The organism is Emcibacter sp., assembly GCF_048269205.1.
Lineage (GTDB): Bacteria > Pseudomonadota > Alphaproteobacteria > Sphingomonadales > Emcibacteraceae > Emcibacter.
This window is the reverse complement of sequence record NZ_JBLXJC010000001.1, coordinates 921,367-945,823: the sequence shown is the minus strand read 5'-3', so window position 1 is coordinate 945,823 and position 24,457 is coordinate 921,367. Positions and strand designations below refer to the sequence as shown.

25 protein-coding genes are annotated in these 24,457 nt (G+C 54.1%); 20 read left to right on the top strand and 5 right to left on the bottom strand.

Annotated elements, in window-relative coordinates; genetic code table 11:
* Positions 1-11: 11 nt before the first annotated feature.
* From ACN0YD_RS04400 to ACN0YD_RS04350, 11 genes are all read left to right on the top strand, one after another.
* Positions 12-1,178 carry a glycosyltransferase gene (locus tag ACN0YD_RS04400; protein ID WP_417317433.1) on the top strand — a complete coding sequence of 389 codons (1,167 nt, stop codon included), beginning with the start codon at positions 12-14 and terminating at the stop codon, positions 1,176-1,178.
* A 92-nt stretch (positions 1,179-1,270) separates the two neighbouring features.
* Positions 1,271-2,227, top strand: a complete 957-nt coding sequence (locus tag ACN0YD_RS04395; protein ID WP_417317432.1) for a calcium/sodium antiporter — start codon at positions 1,271-1,273, stop codon at positions 2,225-2,227.
* A gap of 95 nt (positions 2,228-2,322) precedes the next feature.
* Positions 2,323-2,727: a dihydroneopterin aldolase gene (folB, locus tag ACN0YD_RS04390; RefSeq protein ID WP_417317431.1), complete on the top strand. Its 405-nt coding sequence runs from the start codon at positions 2,323-2,325 to the stop codon at positions 2,725-2,727.
* Positions 2,728-3,194: 467 nt separating this feature from the next.
* Entirely contained in the window at positions 3,195-5,039 is a 1,845-nt protein-coding gene (gene uvrC / locus ACN0YD_RS04385; RefSeq protein ID WP_417317430.1) for an excinuclease ABC subunit UvrC, read from the top strand.
* An 85-nt stretch (positions 5,040-5,124) separates the two neighbouring features.
* Positions 5,125-5,673: a CDP-diacylglycerol--glycerol-3-phosphate 3-phosphatidyltransferase gene (gene pgsA / locus ACN0YD_RS04380; RefSeq protein ID WP_417317429.1), complete on the top strand. Its 549-nt coding sequence runs from the start codon at positions 5,125-5,127 to the stop codon at positions 5,671-5,673.
* A gap of 4 nt (positions 5,674-5,677) precedes the next feature.
* The gene (gene moaD, locus ACN0YD_RS04375) at positions 5,678-5,929 is read left to right on the top strand and encodes a molybdopterin converting factor subunit 1 (RefSeq protein WP_417317428.1); all 252 of its coding nucleotides are present in this window, start codon (positions 5,678-5,680) and stop codon (positions 5,927-5,929) included.
* Positions 5,930-5,932: 3 nt separating this feature from the next.
* The gene (locus tag ACN0YD_RS04370) at positions 5,933-6,391 is read left to right on the top strand and encodes a molybdenum cofactor biosynthesis protein MoaE (protein ID WP_417317427.1); all 459 of its coding nucleotides are present in this window, start codon (positions 5,933-5,935) and stop codon (positions 6,389-6,391) included.
* 265 nt (positions 6,392-6,656) lie between these two features.
* Entirely contained in the window at positions 6,657-8,324 is a 1,668-nt protein-coding gene (locus tag ACN0YD_RS04365; protein ID WP_417317426.1) for a dipeptidyl-peptidase 3 family protein, read from the top strand.
* 112 nt (positions 8,325-8,436) lie between these two features.
* Positions 8,437-8,904: a DUF6491 family protein gene (locus ACN0YD_RS04360; RefSeq protein ID WP_417317425.1), complete on the top strand. Its 468-nt coding sequence runs from the start codon at positions 8,437-8,439 to the stop codon at positions 8,902-8,904.
* Between the two features lie 257 nt (positions 8,905-9,161).
* Complete coding sequence (locus ACN0YD_RS04355) at positions 9,162-10,310, top strand: N(5)-(carboxyethyl)ornithine synthase (RefSeq protein WP_417317424.1); 1,149 nt, start codon at positions 9,162-9,164, stop codon at positions 10,308-10,310.
* A 614-nt stretch (positions 10,311-10,924) separates the two neighbouring features.
* Positions 10,925-12,103: a carbohydrate porin gene (locus ACN0YD_RS04350; RefSeq protein ID WP_417317423.1), complete on the top strand. Its 1,179-nt coding sequence runs from the start codon at positions 10,925-10,927 to the stop codon at positions 12,101-12,103.
* A 52-nt stretch (positions 12,104-12,155) separates the two neighbouring features.
* Here ACN0YD_RS04350 and ACN0YD_RS04345 read toward each other — a convergent pair whose 3' ends face one another.
* Positions 12,156-13,034 carry a branched-chain amino acid aminotransferase gene (locus ACN0YD_RS04345; protein WP_417317422.1) on the bottom strand — a complete coding sequence of 293 codons (879 nt, stop codon included), beginning with the start codon at positions 13,032-13,034 and terminating at the stop codon, positions 12,156-12,158.
* A 139-nt stretch (positions 13,035-13,173) separates the two neighbouring features.
* Here ACN0YD_RS04345 and ACN0YD_RS04340 point away from each other — a divergent pair, with 139 nt between their 5' ends.
* Both ACN0YD_RS04340 and ACN0YD_RS04335 read left to right on the top strand, forming a co-directional pair.
* Positions 13,174-13,677 carry a MarR family winged helix-turn-helix transcriptional regulator gene (locus tag ACN0YD_RS04340; RefSeq protein ID WP_417317421.1) on the top strand — a complete coding sequence of 168 codons (504 nt, stop codon included), beginning with the start codon at positions 13,174-13,176 and terminating at the stop codon, positions 13,675-13,677.
* A 110-nt stretch (positions 13,678-13,787) separates the two neighbouring features.
* A complete protein-coding gene (locus ACN0YD_RS04335) occupies positions 13,788-15,080 on the top strand; it encodes an O-antigen ligase family protein (RefSeq protein ID WP_417317420.1) in 1,293 nt (430 codons plus the stop codon).
* Here the strand turns inward: ACN0YD_RS04335 and proC are convergent.
* From proC to ACN0YD_RS04320, 3 genes are read right to left on the bottom strand one after another with little or no spacing between them, the layout of a single operon-like run.
* A complete protein-coding gene (gene proC / locus ACN0YD_RS04330; protein WP_417317419.1) occupies positions 15,077-15,919 on the bottom strand; it encodes a pyrroline-5-carboxylate reductase in 843 nt (280 codons plus the stop codon). The two genes, ACN0YD_RS04335 and proC, sit on opposite strands and share 4 nt — an antisense overlap.
* A gap of 18 nt (positions 15,920-15,937) precedes the next feature.
* Positions 15,938-16,444, bottom strand: a complete 507-nt coding sequence (locus ACN0YD_RS04325; RefSeq protein WP_417317418.1) for a YbjN domain-containing protein — start codon at positions 16,442-16,444, stop codon at positions 15,938-15,940.
* Positions 16,441-16,728 carry an accessory factor UbiK family protein gene (locus ACN0YD_RS04320; RefSeq protein ID WP_417317417.1) on the bottom strand — a complete coding sequence of 96 codons (288 nt, stop codon included), beginning with the start codon at positions 16,726-16,728 and terminating at the stop codon, positions 16,441-16,443. The genes ACN0YD_RS04325 and ACN0YD_RS04320 overlap by 4 nt, the downstream gene beginning before the upstream one ends.
* Before the next feature lie 134 nt (positions 16,729-16,862).
* On the opposite strand from ACN0YD_RS04320, the gene lgt reads away from it, so the two are divergent.
* The 3 genes from lgt to pgeF are packed head-to-tail and all read left to right on the top strand — an operon-like array spanning position 16,863 to position 19,578.
* Positions 16,863-17,684 carry a prolipoprotein diacylglyceryl transferase gene (gene lgt / locus ACN0YD_RS04315; protein WP_417317416.1) on the top strand — a complete coding sequence of 274 codons (822 nt, stop codon included), beginning with the start codon at positions 16,863-16,865 and terminating at the stop codon, positions 17,682-17,684.
* Positions 17,685-17,702: 18 nt separating this feature from the next.
* Positions 17,703-18,797 carry a class I SAM-dependent methyltransferase gene (locus ACN0YD_RS04310; protein WP_417317415.1) on the top strand — a complete coding sequence of 365 codons (1,095 nt, stop codon included), beginning with the start codon at positions 17,703-17,705 and terminating at the stop codon, positions 18,795-18,797.
* 1 nt (position 18,798) lies between these two features.
* Positions 18,799-19,578, top strand: coding sequence for a peptidoglycan editing factor PgeF (pgeF, locus tag ACN0YD_RS04305; RefSeq protein ID WP_417317414.1), 780 nt, complete (start codon positions 18,799-18,801; stop codon positions 19,576-19,578).
* 61 nt (positions 19,579-19,639) lie between these two features.
* On the opposite strand, the gene ACN0YD_RS04300 is transcribed toward pgeF, so the two are convergent.
* The gene (locus tag ACN0YD_RS04300) at positions 19,640-20,416 is read right to left on the bottom strand and encodes a spondin domain-containing protein (RefSeq protein WP_417317413.1); all 777 of its coding nucleotides are present in this window, start codon (positions 20,414-20,416) and stop codon (positions 19,640-19,642) included.
* 468 nt (positions 20,417-20,884) lie between these two features.
* Between ACN0YD_RS04300 and ACN0YD_RS04295 the strand changes: the two genes are divergently transcribed.
* The 4 genes from ACN0YD_RS04295 to ychF all read left to right on the top strand — a co-directional run bounded on the left by ACN0YD_RS04295 (position 20,885) and on the right by ychF (position 24,440).
* Positions 20,885-21,817, top strand: a complete 933-nt coding sequence (locus ACN0YD_RS04295; protein ID WP_417317412.1) for a ribose-phosphate pyrophosphokinase — start codon at positions 20,885-20,887, stop codon at positions 21,815-21,817.
* A 196-nt stretch (positions 21,818-22,013) separates the two neighbouring features.
* A complete protein-coding gene (locus ACN0YD_RS04290) occupies positions 22,014-22,673 on the top strand; it encodes a 50S ribosomal protein L25/general stress protein Ctc (RefSeq protein WP_417317411.1) in 660 nt (219 codons plus the stop codon).
* A 27-nt stretch (positions 22,674-22,700) separates the two neighbouring features.
* Complete coding sequence (gene pth / locus ACN0YD_RS04285; RefSeq protein WP_417317410.1) at positions 22,701-23,324, top strand: aminoacyl-tRNA hydrolase; 624 nt, start codon at positions 22,701-22,703, stop codon at positions 23,322-23,324.
* Positions 23,325-23,336: 12 nt separating this feature from the next.
* Positions 23,337-24,440 (top strand): redox-regulated ATPase YchF, encoded by a 1,104-nt coding sequence (gene ychF, locus ACN0YD_RS04280; protein WP_417317409.1) that lies wholly within the window; start codon positions 23,337-23,339, stop codon positions 24,438-24,440.
* Positions 24,441-24,457 lie beyond the last annotated feature (17 nt).

The window sequence follows — 24,457 nt, the reverse complement described above, 5'->3', positions numbered from 1 at the left end:
GAACATCGGATATGCATGTCCTGACCATCACATCACTTTATCCAAACTGCCTGCAACCCCGGCATGGCATTTTCGTTAAAATCCGTTTCGACCACATGGAACAGCTCCCGGATTTTTCTCACAAGGTCATCGCACCCGTGGCCTGGGCCCCGGTTCTGTCCTGGTTACCCGGAAGCCGTTTCCGCCTTTATGCAGATATCCCGCACCGGGAAGTGCAGAATGGTATCGAAGTCTTTCATCCCCGCTATCTGACCCTGCCCGGCACCGGTGTGATCAACGTGGCCAGGGCCATGGAAAAAGCCGCAACCAGGGTCATCACCGGCGTCTATAACCACGCGGAAGAATTTGACCTGATTGACGGACAGTACCTGTACCCCGACGGTGTGGCCGCCGCCCATGTTGCCCGTAAATACAACAAGCCGCTGGTGCTGACCGCCCGGGGCAGCGATGTCAACTACTGGATGGACCGTGAAGAAACGCGCCCGAAAATTCTGGAGGCCATTGATTATGCCAGTGCCGTGATCTGTGTCAGCCAGGCCCTGAAAAGAGCCCTTATGGGTCACGGCGTCGCAGAAGCCAAGCTGATCGTCCTGCCCAACGGGGTGGATAAAAATGTCTTCCACCGGGAACACAAGCCCACCACCCACCATGACTATCTGCTCTCTGTCGGCAACCTTGTGCCACTGAAAGGTCATGACATTGCCCTCAGGGGCCTGGCGTCCCTGCCAGACAAGGAACTGATCATCATCGGCCAGGGTCCGGAAGAGAAAAACCTCAAACAGCTTGCGCGAGAGTTGCAGATTTCCGACCGGGTCACCTTCCTCGGCCATGTGCCGCAGAAAGACCTCGCCCGTTACTACGCCTATGCAGACGCGGTCCTTCTCATGTCCAGCATGGAGGGCATGCCCAACGTGATCCTTGAAAGCCTGTCCTGCGGCACCCCTGTCATCGCGACCAGCGTGGGCGGCATTCCGGAGATCGTCAACGACAGCAACGGCATTCTCCTGAAGGATCGCGCGACAGCGGCCCTGTCGGAAGCACTGGCCTCTTTTTACGGCAAGTCCTGGGATCATGATGCCATCTCCAACGCCATGAAGCACCTGGACTGGATGGCTGTCGCCCGCGACCAGTTTGAGCTTTACAGCAGGGTTCTTGCCGAACATGCCAGGCTCGTCTGATTTTTTCCCGAATTTTAACCTGACCCCCTAGGCATCGGAGATGAAGGCCTATATAAGATGCCAGACACACTCAATTACCGGTACAGAGAGTTATGGAATATATTCAGGTAGTCGGCGGTCTTGTTCTTCTGGTAATCGCAGGTGATATGCTGGTCGGCGGTGCCGTGTCCCTGGCCTACAGACTGGGAATCAGCAAGGTTGTTATTGGCCTGACCGTGGTCGCCTTCGGTACTTCCGCTCCGGAACTTGTGGTTGGTGTGGACGCCGCGCTGGCCGGGGCACCGACACTGGCGCTTGGCAATGTGGTCGGAAGCAACACCGCCAATATCCTGCTGGTTATGGGCTTGCCCGCCATCATTTTTCCCTTCTCCTGCTATAACCTGGAAGTCCGCAACAACTATTTCATCATGCTGCTCTGCAGCGTCATCTTCATCCTGCTTTGCTTCACGGCCCCGCTTCACTGGTGGCAGGGCAGTCTGCTGCTGACCCTTCTGTTCGGCTATCTGTTCCATTCCTACCGGGAAACCCGGAAAACCCGCAAGCTGGCCCGGGAAGCACTGGAAGATGTGGAAGGTGTCCCGGAAAAGCCGCTCGCCCTGTGGAAATCAGTCGTCTATCTGGTCGGCGGGTTGGCCGGCCTTGTTTTTGGCGCGCATATCCTGGTTGAAGGAGCCGTGGTCATTGCCGTTGACTTCGGCGTACCAAAAGCAGTGATCGGACTGACCATTATTGCCATCGGCACTTCCCTGCCCGAACTGATGACAGTGATCATGGCCGCCAAACACAAACACGGTGACGTGGCTTTCGGCAATGTCATCGGCAGCAACATCTTCAATCTGTTCGCCATCATGGGCACCACGGCAGTCGTGGCACCAGTACCGGTTCCGAAAGATTTCATCACTCTCGATCTCTGGGTTATGCTGGCGGCATCATTGGTTGTCTTTCCCTTTGCCCTTCGCGACAAGGTGCTATCCCGCACAACCGGGGCCCTGCTGGCAATGGGATATATCGGCTATCTTGCCTATCTGGGGCGTCACATCTCTTTCTGAGAAAAATGAAAAAGAAAATTGCACTCCCGGCAAATTGCTATTAAACATTGCTTTTTGTTGCCAACACAAACTATTTATTTTCGGGCCCGGTAAATATGCAGAAAAGCAACCTCACTCCCCTGAAGCTCTCCAGCGCATCCAAGTCGCTCCGGCATGTCTTTGTCAACGACCTGGTCATCGATAGCTTTATCGGCATTTATGACCATGAAAAGGAAAGCGCACAGAAAATAAAGATCAGCGTCGATCTGGCTGTGGAGGAATGCGACCATCCCCTCAAGGACGATATCAACAATGTCCTCTGCTACGAGAACATTGTGAAAAACATCGAAACCATGGTCAGCGCCGGACATGTTCACCTGGTGGAAACCCTGGCCGAAAATATTGCCCAGATGAACCTCCAGGATTCCCGGGTCACGACCGTAAGGGTTCGGGTGGAAAAGCTCCAGGCCTTCGCCAACACGGCCAGCGTCGGGGTGGAAATCGAGCGTCATCGCCTGTAATGAAATGACGTAACAAAAACAACCTTAAGGGCTTGAATATCCAGCATATAATGATCTAAACCCTCACAAGTTGTGCACAGCAAAATACTAACATCGACACATCACAAGATTACCCTTCTCTTCTTAAGGAAAAACAAAAACACTCCCCCCTTGACTTTGTTTTTATTATTTAAATTCAATAAGTTATCCGTTGTGCCTATTTTTTAGTCAATCTGATGAAACCCCAATGTTCCTGCCGCATTGGCTATCCTGTCAAAAAGTTATGCACCGAGTTATCCACAGGTTGCGTGGATAAGATTTTTCCGACTCTGTTACAGATTTGTTACCTCTTGATTCACAAGGCTTTTTACGACTTGTTAACTTGTCACTTTCCCCAGTCATAATTTCCCGATAGGGGAAAACCCGGTTACGAAAAATCTCCATAGCGCCCATTGCGCAACGCCGGAAAATAATCATATAAATAGGCCATGAACGAAGGCATCGAGGTCATAAAATCCTATCTCAAAACCCTGCCGGGCAAGCCGGGGGTTTACCGCATGCTCGACGAGAAGGACAATGTGCTCTATGTGGGCAAAGCCAAGAGTCTGAAGAACCGGGTCTCCAACTACACAAATATCCGCGGCCTGGGCTACCGCATCGCCCGGATGGTCAGCCTGACCCGCAGCATGGAATTTGTCACCACCAATACGGAGGTAGAGGCGCTGCTGCTTGAGGCCAGCCTCATCAAGCGTTTCAAGCCCACCTATAATGTGCTGCTGCGGGACGACAAGTCGTTCCCCTATATAAAAATCGACATGTCACATCCCTCCCCCAGGGTGATGAAGCACCGCGGTGCGAAAAAGGACGGCAGCATCTATTTCGGCCCCTTTGCCTCTACCAGTGCCGTAAACCACAGCCTGCATATCCTGCAGAAGGCCTTTCTGCTCAGGACCTGTTCCGACAATGTCTTCAGCCATCGGACACGCCCCTGCCTGCTCTATCAAATCAAGCGCTGTGCCGCACCCTGTGTGGACAAAATATCACAAGAAGAATACGGCGCCCTGGTCCAGTCGGCCCACGACTTCCTGAGCGGCAAAAGCCAGGCCATCAAAAAAGTGCTGACCGACAAGATGATGGACGCCAGCGACCGGATGGATTTCGAACAGGCGGCCATTTACCGGGACCGCCTCAAAGCCCTGGCGGCGGTACAGTCACGCCAGGATATCAACCAGGGCCATCTGGAAGAGGCGGATATTATCGCCGCCTTCCAGGAGGGCGGCCAGACCTGCGTCCAGGTGTTTTTCTACCGGGCCGGACAGAACTGGGGCAACAAGGCCTATTTCCCGCGCCACGACAAGGACCAGGCCATTGACGAGGTCCTGCCGGCCTTCATCTCCCAGTTCTATGACAACAAACAGCCGCCGAAGCTTATTCTGGTCAATGCCCACATGACCCAGAAGAACCTGCTTCAGGAAGCGCTGGCCATGAAGGCCGCCCATGCAGTTAAAATCACCTTCCCCCAGCGGGGAGAGAAATTCAATATGGTGGCGCTTGTGGAGAAAAACGCCCGGGAGGCGCTGGGCCGCAAGCTCACCGAAAGCGCCAGCCAGAAAAAACTTCTTGAAGGTGTGGCCCGGCTGTTTGACCTTGAAGCACCGCCGAACCGCATCGAGGTATATGACAACAGCCATATTTCCGGCACCAATGCGCTGGGCGCCATGATTGTCGCCGGACCGGAGGGGTTTGAAAAAAACGCCTATCGCAAATTCAATATCAAGTCGGACAAGCTCACCCCCGGTGATGACTTCGCCATGATGCGGGAAGTGATGACCCGGCGCTTCAGCCGCCAGCTCAGGGAAAACCCGGACCGGGATGATGCGAGCTGGCCGGATCTTCTGGTCATCGACGGCGGCAAGGGACAGCTGAGCGCAGTTACGGAAATCCTGGCTGATCTGGGGCTCGAGGATATCGCCGTCGTCTCCATCGCCAAGGGTCCTGACCGCAATGCCGGGCGGGAGGATTTCTATCTGCCGGGACGCGAGCCCTTCAAGCTCTCCCCCAATGATCCGGTACTTTATTTCCTGCAGCGGCTGCGGGATGAATCTCATCGCTTCGCCATCGGCAGCCACCGGCAGCAGCGCGGCAAGAACATGCAGAAATCCCTGCTGGACGGCCTGCCGGGAGTGGGGCCCCGGCGCAAGAAGGCGCTGCTGATGCATTTCGGGTCCGCCAAGGCCGTGGCCGGCGCAGCGCTGGAAGACCTGGGCAAGGTGGAAGGCATCAGCAGTACCCTGGCCCAGTCCATCTATGACTATTTCCATGACAACGACTGAATATAACTTTTCGCATCAGCCTATTGGCAGGTGACCGCGTGTGCCCTATATAAAGCGGGATAGAATAACATAAAGCTGAGTCCCCATGTTCAACCTGCCCAATATATTAACCTTGTCCCGCATTCTGATGATCCCGCTTCTGGTGGGCTCTTTCTATATTCAAGGTCATGCAGGAAACTGGATCGGATTTGCCATATTCTCGCTGGCGGGGATCACCGATTTCTTCGATGGTTATCTGGCCCGCAAACTTGGACAATCTTCCAAACTTGGCGCCTTTATGGATCCCATCGCCGACAAGCTGCTGATTGCGGCCGCCCTGATGATGATGGTGGCCGTGGAGCGTATCTCAGGACTGTCCGTACTGGCTGCCGTGGTGATCCTGTGCCGGGAGTTTCTGGTCTCGGGCCTGCGCGAATTTCTCGCCGAACTGAAAGTCAGCGTGCCGGTCACCAAACTGGCCAAATGGAAAACCACCATCCAGATCTTTGCCCTGGGTTTCCTGCTGGTTGGCGAAGCCTCCCCCCAGGCCATCCCCTCCATTGAAATCGGAGATGCCTGCCTGTGGGCTGCCGCCATCCTGACCCTTTATACCGGCTATGACTATCTCAGGGCCGGCCTCAGGTATATGGACTAGGGCCATGAAGCTCGTCTATTTCGCCAGGGTCCGGGAAGATATCGGCACATCGGAAGAAGAACTGTCCCTTCCCGCCTCGATCACCACTACAGGCGAGCTTCTGGAGCATCTGCGCACGCTCGGCAACAATTATACCAGGGCGCTGGAGGATGAAAGCCGCATCCGTGTGGCCGTCAATGAAGTCTATGTAGACATGGACCATGCCGTCGCGGACGCGGACGAAGTGGCCATTTTTCCACCCATGACCGGAGGCTGAGCCATGATGAGGATTTCCGTCCAGAAAGAGGATTTCTCCCTGGAGCAGGAAAGCCTGGCCCTGCGCGGCAACCGCACGGACATTGGCGCCATTGTCAGTTTCAGCGGTCTTGTGCGGGATTTCCCCGAGGGCAGCCTCAAATGCATGACACTTGAACATTTCCCCGGCATGGCTGAAAAGCAACTTGCCGCCATTGCTGAAGAAGCCCGGAAGCGCTGGCCGCTGCAGGAAGTCACCGTTATTCACCGCTATGGTGAGCTTAGGCCCGGCGAGCAGATCGTGCTGGTGCTGACCGCGTCTCTCCACCGCCAGGCGGCCTTTGAAGCGGCACAGTTCCTGATGGACTGGCTCAAAACCGACGCCCCTTTCTGGAAAAAGGAAAAAACCGGGGATGACGAGACATGGGTCGAGGCCAAAAAAGAAGACGATGACGCCCGGGACAAATGGCTGAAAAAGTCCTGAATGTGTCGGATTTCTTTACAGTTTCCCTTATCCCGTTTTTCTTTAAATCTTCTATCTCTTTGATTTTTCTGAGTTTCCCTTGAATGGTACGCTTCTTGCTTTTATGAGAGGCATATTCTCCCGGCCCCCAAGGGAAAGGGAAGCCACTTCCGCTTTGTCAGAAATTTTCTTCTGAGTGACACGGAAGTGGTTTTTTTATGGCTTTATCTCCGCCCGGCAATCTGTAAGACTGTGCTCAAACAAATGACCGACAAACGGGGATATCATGACCTCCAAGTATAAATTTCTTCTGGCGACCGCCTTTTCCATCCTTGCCCTGATCTCCTGTGGCCAGAGCGAACAAGAAACCGGCGCTGATACGACAACACAGGCCTGGGTGTCCGAACAGGCGGAAAAGCGCGCCGACATCTATGCACCCTATAGCCTGACTGCTGACCTCTCCTCCTTCAGCAGCAACCAGAAAGAAATGCTGAAACTGCTGATCGACGCCTCTCGCACCATGGATGAATTGTTCTGGCGCCAGGCTTACGGTGATAAAAACACCCTGCTGGATACGGACCTGCCGGAGGACGCCAAAAGGTTTGTTCGCCTCAATTACGGCCCCTGGGACCGGCTCGACGGTGATAAGCCCTTCCTGACCGGTGTTGGGAAAAAACCGCTGGGCGCCCGCTTCTATCCGGAAGACATGACCAAGGAAGAGTTCGAGGCCTGGGATAACCCGGATAAAGCCGGGCTCTACAGCTTAGTACGCCGGGATCAACAGGGCAACCTGACATTGGTCCCCTATCACCAGGAATATGCAGCTGACCTCGGCAAAGTGGCGGATGAGCTTCGTGCTGCCGCAGATCTTGCACAGAATGCGGAATTCGCCAATTACCTGCGCATGCGGGCCGATGCGCTCCTCAGCGATGATTTCCAGCCCAGCGACATGGCCTGGATGGATATGAAATCGAACCCGGTCGAACTGGTAATCGGCCCCATTGAAACCTATGAGGACATGCTGTTCGGCTACCGCGCCGCCTATGAATCCTATGTGCTGATCAAGGACATGGCCTGGAGCGACCGCTTAAGCAAATATACCGCCTTCCTGCCGGAACTGCAGCGGGGCCTGCCGGTGGCGGAGGCCTATAAGGCGGAAACCCCGGGCACCGATTCCGACCTCAATGCCTATGACGTGATCTATTATGCGGGCCACAGCAATGCGGGCTCCAAAACCATCGCCATTAACCTGCCCAATGACGAGGAAGTGCAATTGGCCAAGGGCACCCGGCGCCTGCAGCTCAAAAACGCCATGAAGGCCAAGTTCGACAAGATCATGTTGCCCATTGCCGATGTGCTGATCACGCCCGAACAGCGCAAACATGTGACCTTTAACGCCTTTTTCGCCAACACCATGTTCCATGAAGTGGCGCACGGCCTCGGCATTAAAAACACCCTCAACGGCAAAGGCACCGTGCGCACCGCACTCAAGGAAACCGCAAGCCCGCTTGAGGAAGGCAAGGCGGATATCCTCGGCCTTTACATGGTCAGCCGCCTGCATGAGAAGGGCGAATTGCCTGAAGGCCAGCTGATGGATTATTACACCACCTTCCTTGCCGGCATCTTCCGTTCGGTCCGCTTCGGCGCCTCCAGCGCCCACGGCCGGGCCAACATGGTGCGCTTCAACTATTTCAAGGAAGCGGGCGCCTTCAGCCGGGATGAAGCCGGCCATTACCGCATCAACTTCGAGGCCTTTGAAAAAGCGGTCGCGGGTCTCAGTGAATTGATCCTGACCCTCCAGGGCGATGGCAATTATGAGGGTGCGAAAAAGCTATTGGCCGAAAAAGGCGTGGTGCCAGACGATCTCGCCGGTGATCTCGCCCGTCTCGGCAAGGCGGAAATCCCGGTGGATGTCTGGTTCAACCAGGGCGAAGACGTGCTCGGCCTGAAATAAGCAGGCAACATGACCGACATCAATTTATGAACCGGCTGTTCAAGCTATATTCAGGCTGAATATTCTATATTGCGGGAAATTGAGAACCAGCCCGTCCAAAGGAGGTCCTGTTATGAAAAAGCTGATACTGATGTTCGCCGCCCTGTCTCTGCTGCTGACCCCTGCCCTCGCGGCAGAGGATAGTGGCAGCAAAATACCCGAGGATCAGGCCAAGGAAGCCCCGGCACCCCTGACCGAGGCGCAATATAACGCCATGCTCAAGCGCCTTGGCAAGGAGAATGACTGTATTTTCCTGCGCACCATCGACAGCTGGACGGCGCTGGACCGCACCCACCTGATCCTTTATGCGCCGAGCCGCAACCGCCCCTATCTTCTGGAGATCGGGCCGTCGGTCAACAACATCATGTTTGAGGACACCCTGGCCCTTTATACAAAGACCGGCGAGAACCTCTGTCCCTACGGGCGCAGCGGGCTTCTGCTCAGAGATGAGCGCCTGTTCATCCGCGGCATCGCCAAGATCACCAGGGAAGAAGCCCAACAGCTGAAAGCTTATAAAAAAGCGAAAAAAGACAAGAAATAAGACTGTCGGAGATTATGGATACACAAGGCCGGAGAGTACCCTCTCCGGCTTTTTTATTCTGTTCCGTCCCGCTCGGGGGCATTGAGACAATTCCTCCCCTCAATCTTCAAGACCCAGAACCCGCCTGCAATTGTCACTTTCCGGACTATTGTGCGGGACTGTGGTTGTATATGTCCAAGGCAAGGGCCATGTTAAGGACTGCCGAGTACGCATCCCCTTCCCCCCACCCCCTGCGTACTCCCCCAAAAGGAAATATCATGACCAAACTGACCCTGGGGGTCATCGGGACTTCCAAGAAGGAAGACGAACAGCGTGTGCCAATCCATCCCGCCCATTTACCGCGTCTCCCGGAAGATTGTCGTCGACAATTAATTTTTGAAGAAGGCTATGGCGACCCCTTCGGCGTCCCGGACTCTGAAATCGCCGCTCTGACCGGCGGCATGGCCCCGCGCCGGGAGCTTCTCGCCGATCTGGGTAATGTAATTGCCTGCAAGCCGGTGCTGGAGGATTTACAGGATCTTCGCGAAGGCGGGCTTCTCTGGGGGTATCCCCATTGCGCCCAACAACGGGCCATTACCCAGACGGCCATAGACCGCCGACTTACCCTGATTGCCTTTGAGGATATGTTTGTCTGGAGTCCAAGCGGACAGATCGGCCGCCATACCTTCTACAAGAACAACGAAATGGCTGGCTATTGTGCGGTCATTCATGCCCTGCGCCTGAAAGGCATCGACGGGCACTATGGCAATCAGCGCAAAACCGTCATTTTCAGTTTCGGCGCGGTCAGTCGCGGCGCTATTTATGCCCTCAAAGCCCACGGGTTCCGGGATATCACCATCTGCATCCAGCGTCCCGATCATGAGGTCCGCGAAGAAATTCTGGATTGTCACTATGTCCGCGTGCGGGACGGCAGAGAGGGCGAAGAGCGCATGATTGTCGTGGAACATGACGGCAGTGAGCGCCCCCTGTCAGACCTGATCCGCGAAACGGATATCATCGTCAACGGCACCCTGCAGGACCCCGATCACCCCACCGACTTTGTCACCCGGGATGAAAAATCATGCCTGAAACCGGGCGGCCTGATCATTGATGTGAGTTGTGATGAAGGCATGGGCTTTTATTTTGCCAAACCGACGACTTTCAAGGAGCCGATGTTTAAAGTCGGCAGTGTGGATTATTACGCCGTGGATCATACCCCAAGCTATCTCTGGGAAAGTGCCTCGCGGTCCATTTCCGCTGCCCTGATTGTCCATCTGCCGACAGTAATCGAGGGACGGAACAGTTGGCAACAGAATGAAACCATTCGCCGGGCGGTAAATATTGACAGGGGCGAGATTCAAAAACCCGGCATCCTGTCTTTCCAGCAGCGTCAGCCGGATTATCCCCACGTCAGCCTGCTTCATTAAAAAGCTGTCTTCTCCGGACATCCTGTATAAAATACCAAAAAAGGCGGCCCGTAAGCCGCCTTTGATCTTATTATCCAGCTCAAGCTCAGGCCCATCCAGAGACAATAACCAGAGACCAACCAGAAGGATAAGCAGCATGAATATCTGCAGGCCAACCAATTGTATTTTGTCGGCATAATATCTTAGGTTTCATTCCCCCACCTTATCAGACTTTATTACAGCCACCTTAATCTAGACAATAGGTATCCCCCAATACAGCACAAAAAACCCTGTTAAACAAATGGCCGGAATGCAATGCAATTTTTCCCGCGGGCAACACCGTCGGCACTGCAATGCTGTATAATGCCCCATCACCAGAAGCAGCCTTAATAACCGGTTTTCGAAGAGAAAGAAAAAGACCAATCGGTTGCATGTTTGCCAGGCGGATTGACATCGGGGCTTCACCGGAGTTGCTCCCGGTCCGGTTTTGATCCGTTTCATGCCACCCTTTCCCGGCGAAAATCATAATAATGAAAGGGTATATGTTGCCTCCATGTACAGTATTGCCCGACGTCCGTTTGCTCCCGGCCGCCGGATATTTTGCCGCTTTCCAGCTTCCGGAAAGGGGGGATTTTTTGTGCGCCGCCTTGCGGCCGCCAGGACGGCGATTCTCCCTGTTCCTGGCGGGAATGGCCCTCAAACTGGCTGGTTTCTTTCATCCCGCCCTGGCCCAGGATAATGACAGGGCTATCGACTTTTCGGTCCTGAATACCATGGATATCGCCGCCAATGTCAGCGGCGGTGTGGAACGGGATATCGTGGCGCTTTATAATCTGGATATCACGGCCGAACTTGATGCCGCCGCAGCCGGGATCGAGGGGGGCACCCTGTTCGTTTATGGCCTGATAAATAATGTCCGGGAACTGGCGCCACTGGTTGGCGACCTGCAGGTGACCTCCAATATTGATAATTCTGAGGTCATCCGGCTTTATGAATTCTGGTACCAGCAGGAGTTCGGGGCGGGCTTTTCACTCCGGGTGGGCCTTTATGACCTGAACAGTGAATTTGACGCCATCGATACAGCGGGCCTGTTCCTCAACAGCTCCCACGGTATCGGGCCGGATTTCTCCCAGAGTGGCGAGAATGGCCCCTCCATCTTTCCCACCACCTCCCTTGCCCTCAGGCTTGATTATGCAGCCTCCGAAACTCTGACCCTGCGGGCCGCGGTGCTGGACGCAATCCCTAATGACCCGGATCATCCAAAATCCCATAAAATCGCACTGGATGAAGGCGCGCTGCTGGTGGGCGAAGCGGATATAAGGATGTTTGACGGCAACTGGCGGCTGGTGGCCGGCGGCTGGCATTACACCAGCCGCTTCGACCCCATTGACGAACGGGTCACCGGCCGGATCGGCGGGAATTCAGGCATCTATGCCTTTATCGAGGGCCAGCTTGCAGACAATCTGTCCGGCTGGGTCCGGGGCGGTCTCGCCGATCAGGACATCAACCAGCTCGGCCATTATATAGGCGGCGGCCTTGTGCTTACCGGCCCGTTCCACGGGCGGCCGGAAGACCAGCTTGGCCTGGCGGTGGCCATCGCCGGGAACGGTTCTGTCTATCGGGATTGGGTGGCCAGGGATACCGGCGACACGGATCATCATGAAATCGCCTGGGAGCTGACCTACCGGGCGGAAGTCACTGACTGGCTTACCCTGCAACCCGACATTCAATATGTGCAGAACCCGGGCACCAACCCGGACCTGGATGATGCCCTTGTGATCGGCATCCGGCTCGAAATAGGCGGCAGCTTCTGAACAAAAAAAGCCGGAGAAATCTCCGGCCTTTTACATTCCATTCCTCGGATAATTACAAGCGACCGTTCACCAGGTCGTCATAATCCTGCATCAGGGTCTTGCAGACATCACCCACGGTATATTTATAGGGGCCGATCTCGCTTAAGGGGGTCACTTCCGCGGCAGTACCGGTAAGGAAGGCCTGCTCGAAGCTTGCCATTTCCTCGGGCCAGATGTCGCGGACAATCACCTCATAGCCGCGCTTTTCAGCCAATTCGATCACCGTTTGACGGGTAATACCGTCAAGCACACATTCAACCGTCGGGGTATGCAACTTGCCCTCCTTGTAAAAGAAGATGTTGGCGCCAGTGGCTTCAGCCACCCGGCCCTTGTAATCCATCATCAGGGCGTCGTCATAGCCCTTGGCGCTGGCCGCATCCTTGTTCATGGAGGCAATCATATAAAGCCCCGCCGCCTTGGCATCGTTGGGGGCGGTATGAGGAGCCGGACGGCGCCAATGGGCGAGATCCAGCCGCAGACCCTTCAGCCGGGCTTCCGGACCAAAATAGGAGGGCCATTCCCAGACTGCAATGGCGAGGTGAATTTTGCTGCCCTTGGTGGCCACACCCATCATTTCCGAGCCACGCCAGGCGACCGGGCGGATATAGGCATCGGTCAGATTGTTGGCTTTCAGGGTGTCTTCTACTGCCTGGTCGATCTGATCCGGCGTCCAGGGATTTTCAAAACCAAGGATTTTTCCCGACTTGATCAACCGCTCGCTATGTTCACGGGGTTTGAATACTTTGCCGCCATAGGCGCGCTGGCCCTCAAAGACGCTGCTGGCGTAATGCAGCCCGTGGGTCAGCACATGGAACTTGGCATCGCGCCAGGGAATCAGTTCTCCATTGTACCAGATGAGACCATCGCGGTCGTCGAACGGTAATACAGACATTATGTCACCTCAAAAGAATATATTCTTCAACTAGTTAGTATCACGAGTGTCTCTTGTTACGGGACACACCGGCCTTTTTACGAACAATTATTTCACAAAAGACTTGATATGGGTAACATTATAATTAAAATATGTCAACATGACTGACATATTATTTGATCAGAAAAACACACCTGTCACCATGGACGAGGATGATGTTTTTCTTAAAGGCATGGAGCTTTTGTATTTCGCCTATCGGGATTTCATTAGCTGGCCCGATGACGTGTTGCAGCAACATGGCATGGGCCGGGCCCACCACCGCATTCTGCATTTCATCAACCGCAACCCGGGACTGATGGTGGCCGACCTTCTGAAACTTCTGAATATTACCAAGCAGTCCCTGTCCAGGGTCCTCAGCATGCTGGTGGACGAAGATTATGTACGCCAGGAAATCGGCCCTGTGGACCGGCGCCAGAGGCTCTTGTACCTGACGGACAAAGGGGAAAGGCTGCTCACAGAGATTGCCGAACACCAGAAAGAGCATCTTCTGAAGGCCTGCCGCAAGGCGGGACCGGAGGCCGTGGAAGGCTTCTGGACGGTACTGACCGAACTTCTCAACGATGAAAACCGGGCCGATGTGCTGGAGCATGTGAACCGGACCTGATTCCCGCCCCTCCTGCCGGCAAGCAGCAACCTTCTGACTGTCTTTTACAAGCGGTTAATCTGTTTCCGCTATGGTGATTGCGCGAGATGTCTGGTCACTGGAAAGATCTTATGACGGTCAGTTTGAATTATAGCCACCTGCGTACCCGATTGACTGAATTTCGGGATGAAAACAACATTCCTGTAACACTCCTGTTGCTGTCTCTGTTGCTCATGCCCGTCTTCAGGCTGATTATCCATCCCAATTCCGGCCTCCTCACCGACTCCAGGTTTTATCACAACTATCCCCTATATATTGAACTTGTGATTATCATCCTGACCATGGCCATAGGCTTCAAACAACAATCGACAATATTCAGGCAATCTCGGGTCTTGTGGACTTTTTTTTTCATCTGGCTGGTGGCCGCAGCAGTCGGACTGGAGCAGTCAATAAATGTCGGAAAGGCCGTAATCAAAAATGCAGAATTTCTAATTCATTTCTTTTTTGCACTTTCATTAATTGATATATTCAGGAAAACATCCCCGACGGACCGAAGTTATATATCGGCAACGGCGATTATCGGAATACTCCTGTTTCTGCCCTTCTTCTTTGTCGCGACATTTCTTATTTCAGCAAACAGCGAGGCTTTCAACTGGAGCACCGACCTTCCTGCATTCAGCAATGTGCGGCATCTCAGTTTTACAATGGCGATCGTGATTATGCTGCTGGCTTTCGCTCGCCCCTGCATGGAGATCAAAGACGGCAGGTATTTATACATATTCCCTGTCCTGCTCTCGGCATGTTGGACAATCCTGTTCTGGAGCGGAGGCAGGGGATCCATTCTTGCTACCTTTTCAACTCTGGCAATTTGCACAGCCATATTTACCTGGAGGTCAAAAAAAAGCTGGATCAGGCTTAATCTGTTCGCCATATTTACAGGGGCCTTTTTGTCGATTTTACTTCCGGCCCCAAACGATTCATACGGCATTTTCCGGTTATATGACGATACTATCGACAGCCAGTCCATAAACCAGCTAAGCGCAAGCCGTCTGACAATCTGGAAAGAGACAACAGAGCACATCATAGAGGCGCCATGGACCGGTTTCGGCCCCAATCAGACAGTATATCTGGTGGAATTTGGCGATGGTTTCGTTATTCACCCCCATAATATCGTTTTGCAAGCCCTTCTTGCCTGGGGGGTTATTGGTGGGATCGTCTTTCTGGGCTTTATTGTGACACCGCTGCTGAGTTCAGCACTCAGCTTGAGAAAAGTCAAAGATATGCCGCCAGTGTCACTGGCCGGATTCGCTCTCGCATTGATGTTGTTTGTGCATGCCTTTGTTGACAGCACACTCTATCACCCGTTTACGATTTTTTACTTTGTCGTTGGATTGTCACTGGCTATGACACACAGACAAGCCTAGTCCGCAAGCTCCCGGGATCTTTCATAGGCGGCCCGGATTGCCTTTGTCATCAGCTTGCCAAGCCCGTCCTCCGTCATCAGCACGTCCAAGGCCGCCTGGGTCGTCCCATTAGGGCTTGTGACATTGATACGAAGCTGGCTCGCACTTTCGCCGGATCGCTCCAACAATGCGCTGGCGCCGATCACTGTCCGCAGAGCAAGTTTCATAGCCAGATCAGCATCAAGACCCACTTTCTCTCCGGCCGAAGCCATACTTTCCACCAGATGGAACACGTAAGCCGGACCACTGCCGGATACTGCCGTCACGGCGTCGATCAGCCCTTCCTTTTCCACCCAGTCCACATCGCCTACCGCTGACAGGAGGGCCTGGCAGGTCTCCTTCTGGTCACTGGCAACACGGGAATTGGCGCATCCCACCGTAATGCCCATACCGATCGCCGCCGGTGTGTTGGGCATGGCCCGCACGAAGGCCTTGTCAGCGCCCAGCCTTGTTTCGAACCAGGACAGGGTTTTTCCCGCTGCGATAGACAGAATTAAGGACGATGAAAGATCAACGTCCAACAACTGGCTCACAGCGTCTTCCATCATCTGGGGCTTTACTGCCAGCACAACAAAAGAAGGTCTAATCCCTTCTGGAAGGTCTGCCACAGTTTCAAGAAATGCGCAGGAATCAAGCTCCGGCACCATGTTCCGGGCGGGTTCGATATGGGGATCAATGACCCAGACGGCGTCTCCGGCAAGCCCTTGCCCAAGCCAGCCCTGCAACATGGCACCGCCCATTTTACCGCACCCCACAAGCACAAGAGGTTGGTCAGAAGAAATTTGAGATAAACCGGTCATTGGAAACTCCGTCGCGGGTCAGGCCTGGCCAACGGTATCAAGCAGGGCGGCTTCCAGCGCTTCTTTTGGCGTTTTGCCCGCCCAGAGTACAAACTGGAATACCGGATAATATCGGTTGCATTCTCCGAGGATCACCTGGGTGATCTGCTCGCAAATATGGACTGTATCCTGCAGGCTGTCGGACAGCATTTGCGTGGTGCGGAACATCACCGTGTTGTCTTCGGTCCAGATGCTGAAATGACCAAGCACCAGCCGCTCATTGACCAGGTTCATCACCTCAAGCATGGCAGCGCGTTTACCGTCCGGCACACGCATGTCCAGCATGCCGGCAGACTGCAGCATATTTTCCTCTTTCAGCCAGAAAAAGCGGATATGAAAATCACACCATTCCCCGGTCACGGCCACGGTGATTTCCTCGTCACCGGCACGCTCGTAGGGCCATTCATTCTGACTGATGATCATCTCAAGGATATCAAGTGGATTTCCACCGCTCTCCCCGAGCTCGTCAAATACAAGGGTCGTCATTTCTTTTTCTCAAGCTTGGCGATTTTCGCTTCGAGTTCGCCGACTTTCCCGGCAAGCTCTTCATTCTGGCGGCGGGCCTCCGCAGCAAGCTCCCTGACCACTTCAAATTCCTCCCGGGTCACAAGCTCCATATCCATCAGGACGGTTTCAAGCCGCTGCCTGACCAGATTCTCTACTTCCTGCTTCATGCCGTGCAGGGTTCCTGCGGCACTCTGCCCAAGCCTTGCCAGATCATCAAAAAATTTATTGTCAGTCTGCACCGGATCGGTTTCCTGTCTGTTCAAATTCGTTCTCTTCAATATGAACAATCCCCGGTGTCTTGCCAAGAAGATTCCAGATCGGATTGCTTGACTTCCCCCCAAAGAGCGTCATGATAATTGGCAAATGACTGTAAAACAGCGATGTCCGGCATATTTTTATGATTGAATTTCTCTTTTCTTCCGCGCTTGCCTATCCCGATATTGATCCCGTTCTGCTGGAAATCGGTCCCCTGACGATTCGCTGGTACAGCCTCGCCTATCTGGCCGGATGGATTTTGGGATGGGGCTATATGCTGAAGCTGATCAAGGTAAAAGGCGCCCCCTGCAACAGGCAACATGTGGCGGATTTCGCCTTTTGGGCCATGCTCGGCACCATCCTCGGCGGGCGGCTTGGCTATGTCCTGTTCTATAACCTGAACTATTACCTGGCCAATCCGGACAAAATACTCGCCCTGTGGGATGGCGGCATGTCCTTTCACGGGGGGTTCATAGGCGTGGCGCTGGGCACCTGGTATTTCTGTTACAAGTCAAAGGTTCCCTTTCTCAGGTTTGCAGATCTTGTCGCCTGTGTCGCCCCCATCGGCCTGTTTCTGGGCCGGATCGCCAATTTTATCAACGGGGAACTTTTCGGCCGGGTGACTGATGCCCCCATCGGCATGGTCTTTCCAAACGGTGGCCCCCTGCCCCGCCACCCGAGCCAGCTCTATGAAGCTGCGCTGGAAGGCGTTGTCCTGTTTCTGCTTTTATCCCTCCTTTATTATTTCACCAAAGCACGACAAAAACCGGGCCTGATTGCAGGCGCCTTCCTGATCGGGTATGCTGCTAGCAGAACCATCGTTGAAAACTTCAGGCAACCGGACAGCCATCTGAACTTTTTGTGGGGCACTGATTTCCTGACTATGGGGCAACTGTTGTCCATACCGATGGTGCTTGTGGGGCTTTACCTGATATTGCGGCCAAAGAAAAAGCTGATCCCCTAGAGTTCAGGGACCTGTATTATGAATGAACTGAAACAGCATCTGATCAAACTGATCGACCTGCAGGGTCCGATTCCGCTTTCGCTTTACATGGCTGAAGCACTCGGAAATCCGGAACATGGTTATTACATGAAACAGGATCCCTTCGGTGCATCCGGAGATTTTATTACCGCGCCGGAAGTCAGCCAGATGTTCGGGGAAATGATCGGGTTGTGGATGGCGCAGAACTGGCTAAACATGGGTTCACCCTCCCGGGTGCATCTGGCAGAACTCGGCCCCGGGCGCGGTACACTGATGGCGGACATATTGCGGGCCATGAAAATTGTTCCCGGCCTTCAGGATGCCCTTACCGTGCATCTTGTGGAAACCTCCCCCACCCTGCGCGGGGTCCAGACTGAAAAGCTTGCTCCTTTCACCGAACCGCTATGGCATGATCGTCTCAGCGAAATTCTGGAAACCGACCGGGACGGCCCCCTTTTTCTGGTGGCCAATGAATTTTTTGACGCCCTGCCGATCCGGCAGTTTCAAAAAGGGGACAAAGGCTGGCACGAACGGCTGGTGGGGCTGGATACTTCCGGAACCGACCTCCGGTTTGTGCTTAGTCCGGAACCGGTCATGACACCGGACCTTGTTCCCGATGCGCTGATAAGGGCGGAACCAGGCGCGATTTCGGAGATCTGCAGCGCGGCGGAAAATATCGTTCGGGACCTTGCAGAACATCTGAAAGATCACGGCGGAGTCGCCCTGTTCATCGACTATGGCCACGATCACCATAGCACCGGCGATACATTCCAGGCTCTGGAGAAACATGAATATGTAAATGTATTCGAAAAACCGGGCGATGCCGACCTGACGGCCCATGTGAATTTCCAGCGGCTCAAGGAATGTGCGGAATCCATCGGCAGCCGGGTCCTGGGGCCCGTCACCCAGGGCGATTTCCTGACCGCCGTTGGCATAGAACAACGTGCCCGGTCCCTGCTTCTGAAGGCGGACGAGAAACAAAAAGCGGACGTCATGTCTGCGCTGAAACGACTTATTTCCCCGGAAGAAATGGGCAGCCTGTTCAAGGTAATGGCCCTGATCGATCCCGGCATCCCTCAACCCACAGGATTTTAAGATGAGTGCTGAATTTCTTACCAGTCCCCTGCTCAACGATGTCAAAGGCATCCGGCATGGTTTTTTTACCCGTAACGGCGGTAGTTCCAGCGGCATATACGAGAGCCTGAATTGCGGCATCGGTTCCCGGGATTATCAGGAAGATGTACTGGCCAACCGGCAGGCCTGCCTCGAGGCCATTGGTGCGGCAGACGCCACCCTCTGCGGAGTTTATCAGGTCCACAGCACGGAGGTACTCCGGCTGGAACGCCCCTGGGAGCTTCTGCCCAATAAAAAGAAGGCAGACGCCATTGTCACAAAACAAAAAAACGTCGCCATTTCCATACTGACGGCGGATTGCGCCCCGGTGCTGCTGGCCGACCAGTCTGCCGGTGTAATTGCCGCCGCACACGCCGGCTGGCAGGGGGCTTTCAACGGTGTACTGGAAAACACACTCAGGGAAATGGAGTTCCAGGGTGCGAAAGCAGACAATATCTCAGCCGCTATCGGCCCCTGCATCACGCAGAAAACCTATGAAGTAGGCCCGGAATTCCGGGATCGTTTTATCGAGCAGAGCCCCGATAATGACAATTTGTTTGCGGCCGCAGAAAAGCAGGGCCATTTCATGTTCGACCTTCAGGGATACATCCGGGACCGACTGGTCAAAGCCGGCATCGGAAAAGTCGACAGCCTGGACCATGACACCTATGCCGAAGAAGACAAGTTCTTCAGCTACCGGCGCAGCACGCACAGGAAAGAGACCGACTACGGCCGTCAGATTTCGATGATCATGCTGAGCTGAAAAAGGGCGGCCGTTTCCGGCCGCCCCTCTCTGCAACTCCGTTTTCCGGCCAGTTGACATCTCAAGCCAGCTGGCGCCTTCTGCGGGACAGGCCCAGAAGGCCTGCCACACCAAGTCCCATCAGGGACAACATGGCAGGTTCAGGCACCTGGGATATGGTAATTCTTGCGACGGCGAACCTCTCGCTGAAATCACCCACATAATCGCCAAGTATGGTTCCGGCTGCCGTTTCGGTTCCCGCCAGGGTGGCCAGACCGCTATGTAGCTGAATGGTACCACCCTCATCAGTTGAAACGCCACCAAGCACGGAGAAAGGCGCTCCAAGACCGTCATTCACCTCGGTTCCCGCATCCCAGATCATATCCGAAAAGATGGTCAGTTCGACACCGACAAAGTTTCCCTCTGAATCAAACAGGGAAATGGCGTCCATATTGCCAAAGAAACCATCGTTGGAAGGTATGATCATGGAGGCAAACGTCAGATAGCCGCTGGTCAGCGCATCCAGGTCAAACATGGTGGAAACTGTTTCCATGGGGTCAAATACCGGCAGTGGGGCAAATCCGCCGGGCGAGGTAATGGTGGTCTCCACAGCCCCGATATTGGCTGATGCGCCAAAATCGCTGCTTACCCCCGAAGTATCCCCTCCTTCTGCAAGGGCCTCCAGTGAGGCCGACGCTGTTTCCCCGCTATTAAACAGATCGAAATTTCCGTCATGAAAGCCGACCCAGACCGGCGTAAAATAGAGCCCGTCGGATTGAGATAAATTTGTGATCTCGAGATTTACCTTCGTGGCACTGGCCGGGGACGCCCAAGCCAGTAGCCCTGCAGCCATCATCATTCCGATCAGTTTATTCCTGTACAAAGTCATTGCCAAATCCTCCATTGCATTACAAAGAAACAAAAACAATACGAGCAGAAGAATGTTATTCTCCCACCCCTTAAAGGGTTGCCGAAACAGCTGGCCAGCGACACTCAAATAACTGTGAGAAATTGGCGAAATTCTCGGCACATGATCCTGTACATTCAAAACTCCCTTCTATGTCGCTGATAATTAACACTTTATTTACCATAAATAGCGCCAGATCGAGGGACTGGGCTTTTTCCGATTTTTTTCACTTTTACGTGAGAGACCTCCGCAGAGCCGGGAATACACAAAAAATATATCTCTCCTTTACAGCCGGGTTACACCCTGATAGCGTCCGCCCGTTTTCAACACCGGAGTCGCTTTTTCGGCAAACTGCCGCTATAAGGGATTCACCGGCAAACAGTGTCACGCGTCATATTCCAGAATGAGGTATTTCAAAAAATGAAGCTCTTGTCAGGAAACAGTAACCTCCAGCTTTCCGAAGCCATTGCCGCCTGTCTTGATATGGAACTTGTAAAGGCGGATATCAAAAGATTTTCCGATGAGGAAATCTGGGTCGAAATACAGGAAAATGTGAGGGGTGAGGATGTATTCCTGATCCAGCCGACAAATTTCCCGGCCAACGATAACCTGATGGAGCTCCTGATCTGTATCGATGCCCTGCGCCGGGCTTCTGCACGGCGCATCACCGCGGTGGTCCCTTATTTCGGTTATGCCCGCCAGGATCGCAAACCGGGGCCGCGTACGCCAATCTCCGCCAAGCTGGTGGCAAACCTGATTACCACAGCAGGTGCCGACCGGGTCCTGACCATGGACCTGCATGCCGGGCAGATCCAGGGCTTTTTTGACATTCCCACGGACAACCTGTTTGCCTCTCCCGTCCTGATCCAGGACATCAAGGAAAAATATGATACTGAAAAACTGATGATTGTCTCCCCGGACGTGGGCGGCGTGGTTCGTGCCCGGGCCTATGCCAATCGCCTGGATGCCCCGCTGGCCATCATCGACAAACGGCGGGAACGGGCCGGAGTTTCCGAAGTGATGAACGTAATCGGCGATGTGGAAGGCTATAACTGCATTCTGGTTGACGATATTGTGGATTCCGCCGGCACCCTGTGCAATGCCGCCGGTGCCCTGAAAGCGCACGGCGCTACCGCAGTCAGCGCCTATGTGGCGCATGGCGTACTTTCCGGCAAGGCTGTGGAGCGCGTGACCAACAGTGATATGGACAGTCTGGTCACTACTGACAGCATTATGGCGACTGAAAGCGTCCGCAATGCCCATAACATCCGCCAGATCACCATTGCACCGCTGTTTGCCGAAGCCATCAAGCGCATTCACGAAGAGCTTTCCGTCTCGGTTCTGTTCAACTAACAAGCAGAAATGTTATCCGGGCCGATATAGTCCGGCCCGCCGACTGCCGCTGAACCGGTCAAATAATGACATTTTGTCCCAATTAGTGCCAATTAGTGATTGTCTTTTGACCTTTTACGGGGTAAAAGCGGCGACTTACGGACCGTGGCACCCCTGGAGGCCACCGGCCGCGTTTTATTTTTAAGGAGAATTCAATATGGCAAACCCAGTTATTAAAGCTGAGTTGCGCGAAAAAGCGGGTAAGGGGTCCTCTCGCGCTCTGCGGAGAGAAGACAAAATTCCCGCCGTTATTTACGGCAACAAAAAAGATCCGGTGACAGTTACCGTCAACCGCATTGAACTTGTAAAGCAGCTGAACACAGGCGGCTTCCTGAACACCAGTTACGATATTGAAGTAGGTGGAAAAAAAGAAATGGTTCTGCCCCGTGACGTGCAGTTCCACCCGGTAACTGACTGGCCGATGCATGTGGATTTTCTGCGTCTGGCACAGGGCTCTTCCATCAACATCAATATTCCGGTTCACTTCCTCAATGAAGAAGAGTGCCCGGGCCTGAAAGCCGGTGGCGTTCTGAACGTGGTGCGTCACGAGATCGAATTCAGCTGCCCTGCGAATGCCATCCCCGAAGCTATCGAGATCGATATCTCCGAGCTTGAATTGGGTGAAAGCGTTCACATCAGCGCCGTGAAACTTCCCAAGGGCGTGGTGCCGGTCATTGAAGACCGCGACTTTACCATCGCCACGATCGCTGCTCCGAGCGCACTGAAAAGCGCCGAAGAAGAGGAAGCAGAAGCCGCAGCCGCTGAAGAAGGCGAAGAGGCCGCAGCAGCCGCAGAAGAAGGCGAAAGCGAGGATTAATCCTCTCATTTCAGACAGGATCCTGCCATGTTGTTACTGGTCGGGCTCGGCAATCCGGGCGACAAATACGACAACAACCGGCATAACATCGGGTTCATGGCGGCGGACAGTATTGCCCGCCGCCAAAATTTTTCCATCCCCCGGGAACGCTTCCAGTCCGAAATCTGCGAAGGACGCCTGGGCACAGAAAAATGTCTGATTCTGAAACCCCTGACATTTATGAATCTTTCCGGACAGGCCGTCGGCGAAGCCATGCGCTATTTCAAGCTGTCGCCTGAGGATGTCATCGTTTTTCATGACGAACTGGATATTCCGGCAGGAAAGATCAAGTTCAAGACCGGCGGCGGTCATGCCGGCCATAACGGCCTGAGAAGTATCGATCAGCATATCGGCAAGGATTACCACCGGATCCGCATGGGTATTGGTCATCCCGGCGACAAGGACCAGGTCACCGGGCATGTGCTTGGCGATTTTTCAAAAAAGGACAGGGACTGGCTGGAACCGCTTCTCGATGCGGTGGCGGACGCCGCCCCTAAACTGGCCGAGGGCGGAGCGGCATTTCTGAATGCCGTCGGGCTGATCCTCAAGCCCCCTGCCCCGAAAAAAGCGCCGAAAAAAGATACACCAGACGATCAAACAACAAACCAGTAACAGGATACGAACATGGGTTTTAAATGCGGTATTGTGGGTCTTCCCAATGTGGGCAAGTCAACATTGTTCAATGCGCTGACCAATACGGCGGCCGCTGCGGCAGCCAACTATCCCTTCTGCACCATCGAACCCAATGTGGGCCAGGTTCCGGTCCCCGACCCGCGGCTTGCCAAACTGGCCGAAATCGCCGGATCAAAGGAAATCATCCCCACCCAGCTCAGCTTTGTGGATATCGCCGGGCTGGTGCGCGGCGCCTCAAAGGGAGAAGGCCTGGGCAACCAGTTCCTGGCCAATATTCGCGAAGTCGACGCCATCATCCATGTGCTGCGTTGTTTTGAAGATGACGACATTACCCATGTGGACGGCAAGGTTGACCCCATCGCCGACAAGGAAACCATCGAGACCGAACTGATGCTGGCCGACATGGAAAGCCTCGAGAAACGGAAAGATGGCCTTGTACGACGGCTTCGCGGACAGGATAAAGAAGCCAAAGCGATCATGGTTATACTGGAACGCGCCCTCGCCGTTCTTCAGGAAGGCCTGCCGGCCCGCAAAACTGAAGTAAAAGACGAAGACGAGGAAAAAATTCTCACCGAACTTCAGTTATTGACAACGAAGCCTGTCCTTTATGTCTGTAATGTCAACGAAGAAGATGCGGCCGATGGCAATGAGCTGACCCGTCAGGTGGAAGAAATGGCCGCCGCTGAAGGCGCTGGAACAGTGAATATCTGCGCCGCCATCGAGGAAGAAATCGCACAGCTGGAAGATCAGGAAGAACAGAAAGCCTTCCTTGAAGAACTCGGCCTCGGCGAGACCGGTCTTGGCCGGGTGATCCGCGCCGGCTATGATCTTCTAAAGCTCATCACTTATTTTACCGTCGGACCAAAAGAGGCCCGGGCCTGGACCGTCACCCGGAATACAAAAGCGCCGCAAGCCGCCGGGGTTATTCATACGGATTTTGAACATGGCTTCATCCGGGCGGAAACCATAGCCTATGACGACTATATCGCCTGCAATGGTGAAAACGGCGCCAAGGAAGCCGGTAAAATGCGTCTGGAGGGCAAGGAATATATTGTTCAGGACGGCGATGTGATGCATTTCCGGTTCAACACCTGAACCGGAACTGTCTCCAG

Bases quoted from the DNA above. Each gene is read 5' to 3' on its own strand.
- pth (WP_417317410.1), top strand. From the start codon at position 22,701: ATGTTGTTACTGGTCGGGCTCGGCAATCCGGGCGACAAATACGACAAC.
- ACN0YD_RS04400 (WP_417317433.1), top strand. From the start codon at position 12: ATGCATGTCCTGACCATCACATCACTTTATCCAAACTGCCTGCAACCC.
- ACN0YD_RS04365 (WP_417317426.1), top strand. From the start codon at position 6,657: ATGACCTCCAAGTATAAATTTCTTCTGGCGACCGCCTTTTCCATCCTT.
- ACN0YD_RS04370 (WP_417317427.1), top strand. From the start codon at position 5,933: ATGATGAGGATTTCCGTCCAGAAAGAGGATTTCTCCCTGGAGCAGGAA.
- ACN0YD_RS04335 (WP_417317420.1), top strand. From the start codon at position 13,788: ATGACGGTCAGTTTGAATTATAGCCACCTGCGTACCCGATTGACTGAA.
- ACN0YD_RS04310 (WP_417317415.1), top strand. From the start codon at position 17,703: ATGAATGAACTGAAACAGCATCTGATCAAACTGATCGACCTGCAGGGT.
- uvrC (WP_417317430.1), top strand. From the start codon at position 3,195: ATGAACGAAGGCATCGAGGTCATAAAATCCTATCTCAAAACCCTGCCG.
- ACN0YD_RS04300 (WP_417317413.1), bottom strand. From the start codon at position 20,416: ATGATGATGGCTGCAGGGCTACTGGCTTGGGCGTCCCCGGCCAGTGCC.
- ACN0YD_RS04345 (WP_417317422.1), bottom strand. From the start codon at position 13,034: ATGTCTGTATTACCGTTCGACGACCGCGATGGTCTCATCTGGTACAAT.
- folB (WP_417317431.1), top strand. From the start codon at position 2,323: ATGCAGAAAAGCAACCTCACTCCCCTGAAGCTCTCCAGCGCATCCAAG.
- ACN0YD_RS04360 (WP_417317425.1), top strand. From the start codon at position 8,437: ATGAAAAAGCTGATACTGATGTTCGCCGCCCTGTCTCTGCTGCTGACC.
- ACN0YD_RS04355 (WP_417317424.1), top strand. From the start codon at position 9,162: ATGACCAAACTGACCCTGGGGGTCATCGGGACTTCCAAGAAGGAAGAC.
- ACN0YD_RS04295 (WP_417317412.1), top strand. From the start codon at position 20,885: ATGAAGCTCTTGTCAGGAAACAGTAACCTCCAGCTTTCCGAAGCCATT.
- ACN0YD_RS04340 (WP_417317421.1), top strand. From the start codon at position 13,174: ATGACTGACATATTATTTGATCAGAAAAACACACCTGTCACCATGGAC.
- pgsA (WP_417317429.1), top strand. From the start codon at position 5,125: ATGTTCAACCTGCCCAATATATTAACCTTGTCCCGCATTCTGATGATC.
- pgeF (WP_417317414.1), top strand. From the start codon at position 18,799: ATGAGTGCTGAATTTCTTACCAGTCCCCTGCTCAACGATGTCAAAGGC.
- ACN0YD_RS04395 (WP_417317432.1), top strand. From the start codon at position 1,271: ATGGAATATATTCAGGTAGTCGGCGGTCTTGTTCTTCTGGTAATCGCA.
- ACN0YD_RS04325 (WP_417317418.1), bottom strand. From the start codon at position 16,444: ATGACGACCCTTGTATTTGACGAGCTCGGGGAGAGCGGTGGAAATCCA.
- moaD (WP_417317428.1), top strand. From the start codon at position 5,678: ATGAAGCTCGTCTATTTCGCCAGGGTCCGGGAAGATATCGGCACATCG.
- ychF (WP_417317409.1), top strand. From the start codon at position 23,337: ATGGGTTTTAAATGCGGTATTGTGGGTCTTCCCAATGTGGGCAAGTCA.
- ACN0YD_RS04290 (WP_417317411.1), top strand. From the start codon at position 22,014: ATGGCAAACCCAGTTATTAAAGCTGAGTTGCGCGAAAAAGCGGGTAAG.
- lgt (WP_417317416.1), top strand. From the start codon at position 16,863: ATGATTGAATTTCTCTTTTCTTCCGCGCTTGCCTATCCCGATATTGAT.
- proC (WP_417317419.1), bottom strand. From the start codon at position 15,919: ATGACCGGTTTATCTCAAATTTCTTCTGACCAACCTCTTGTGCTTGTG.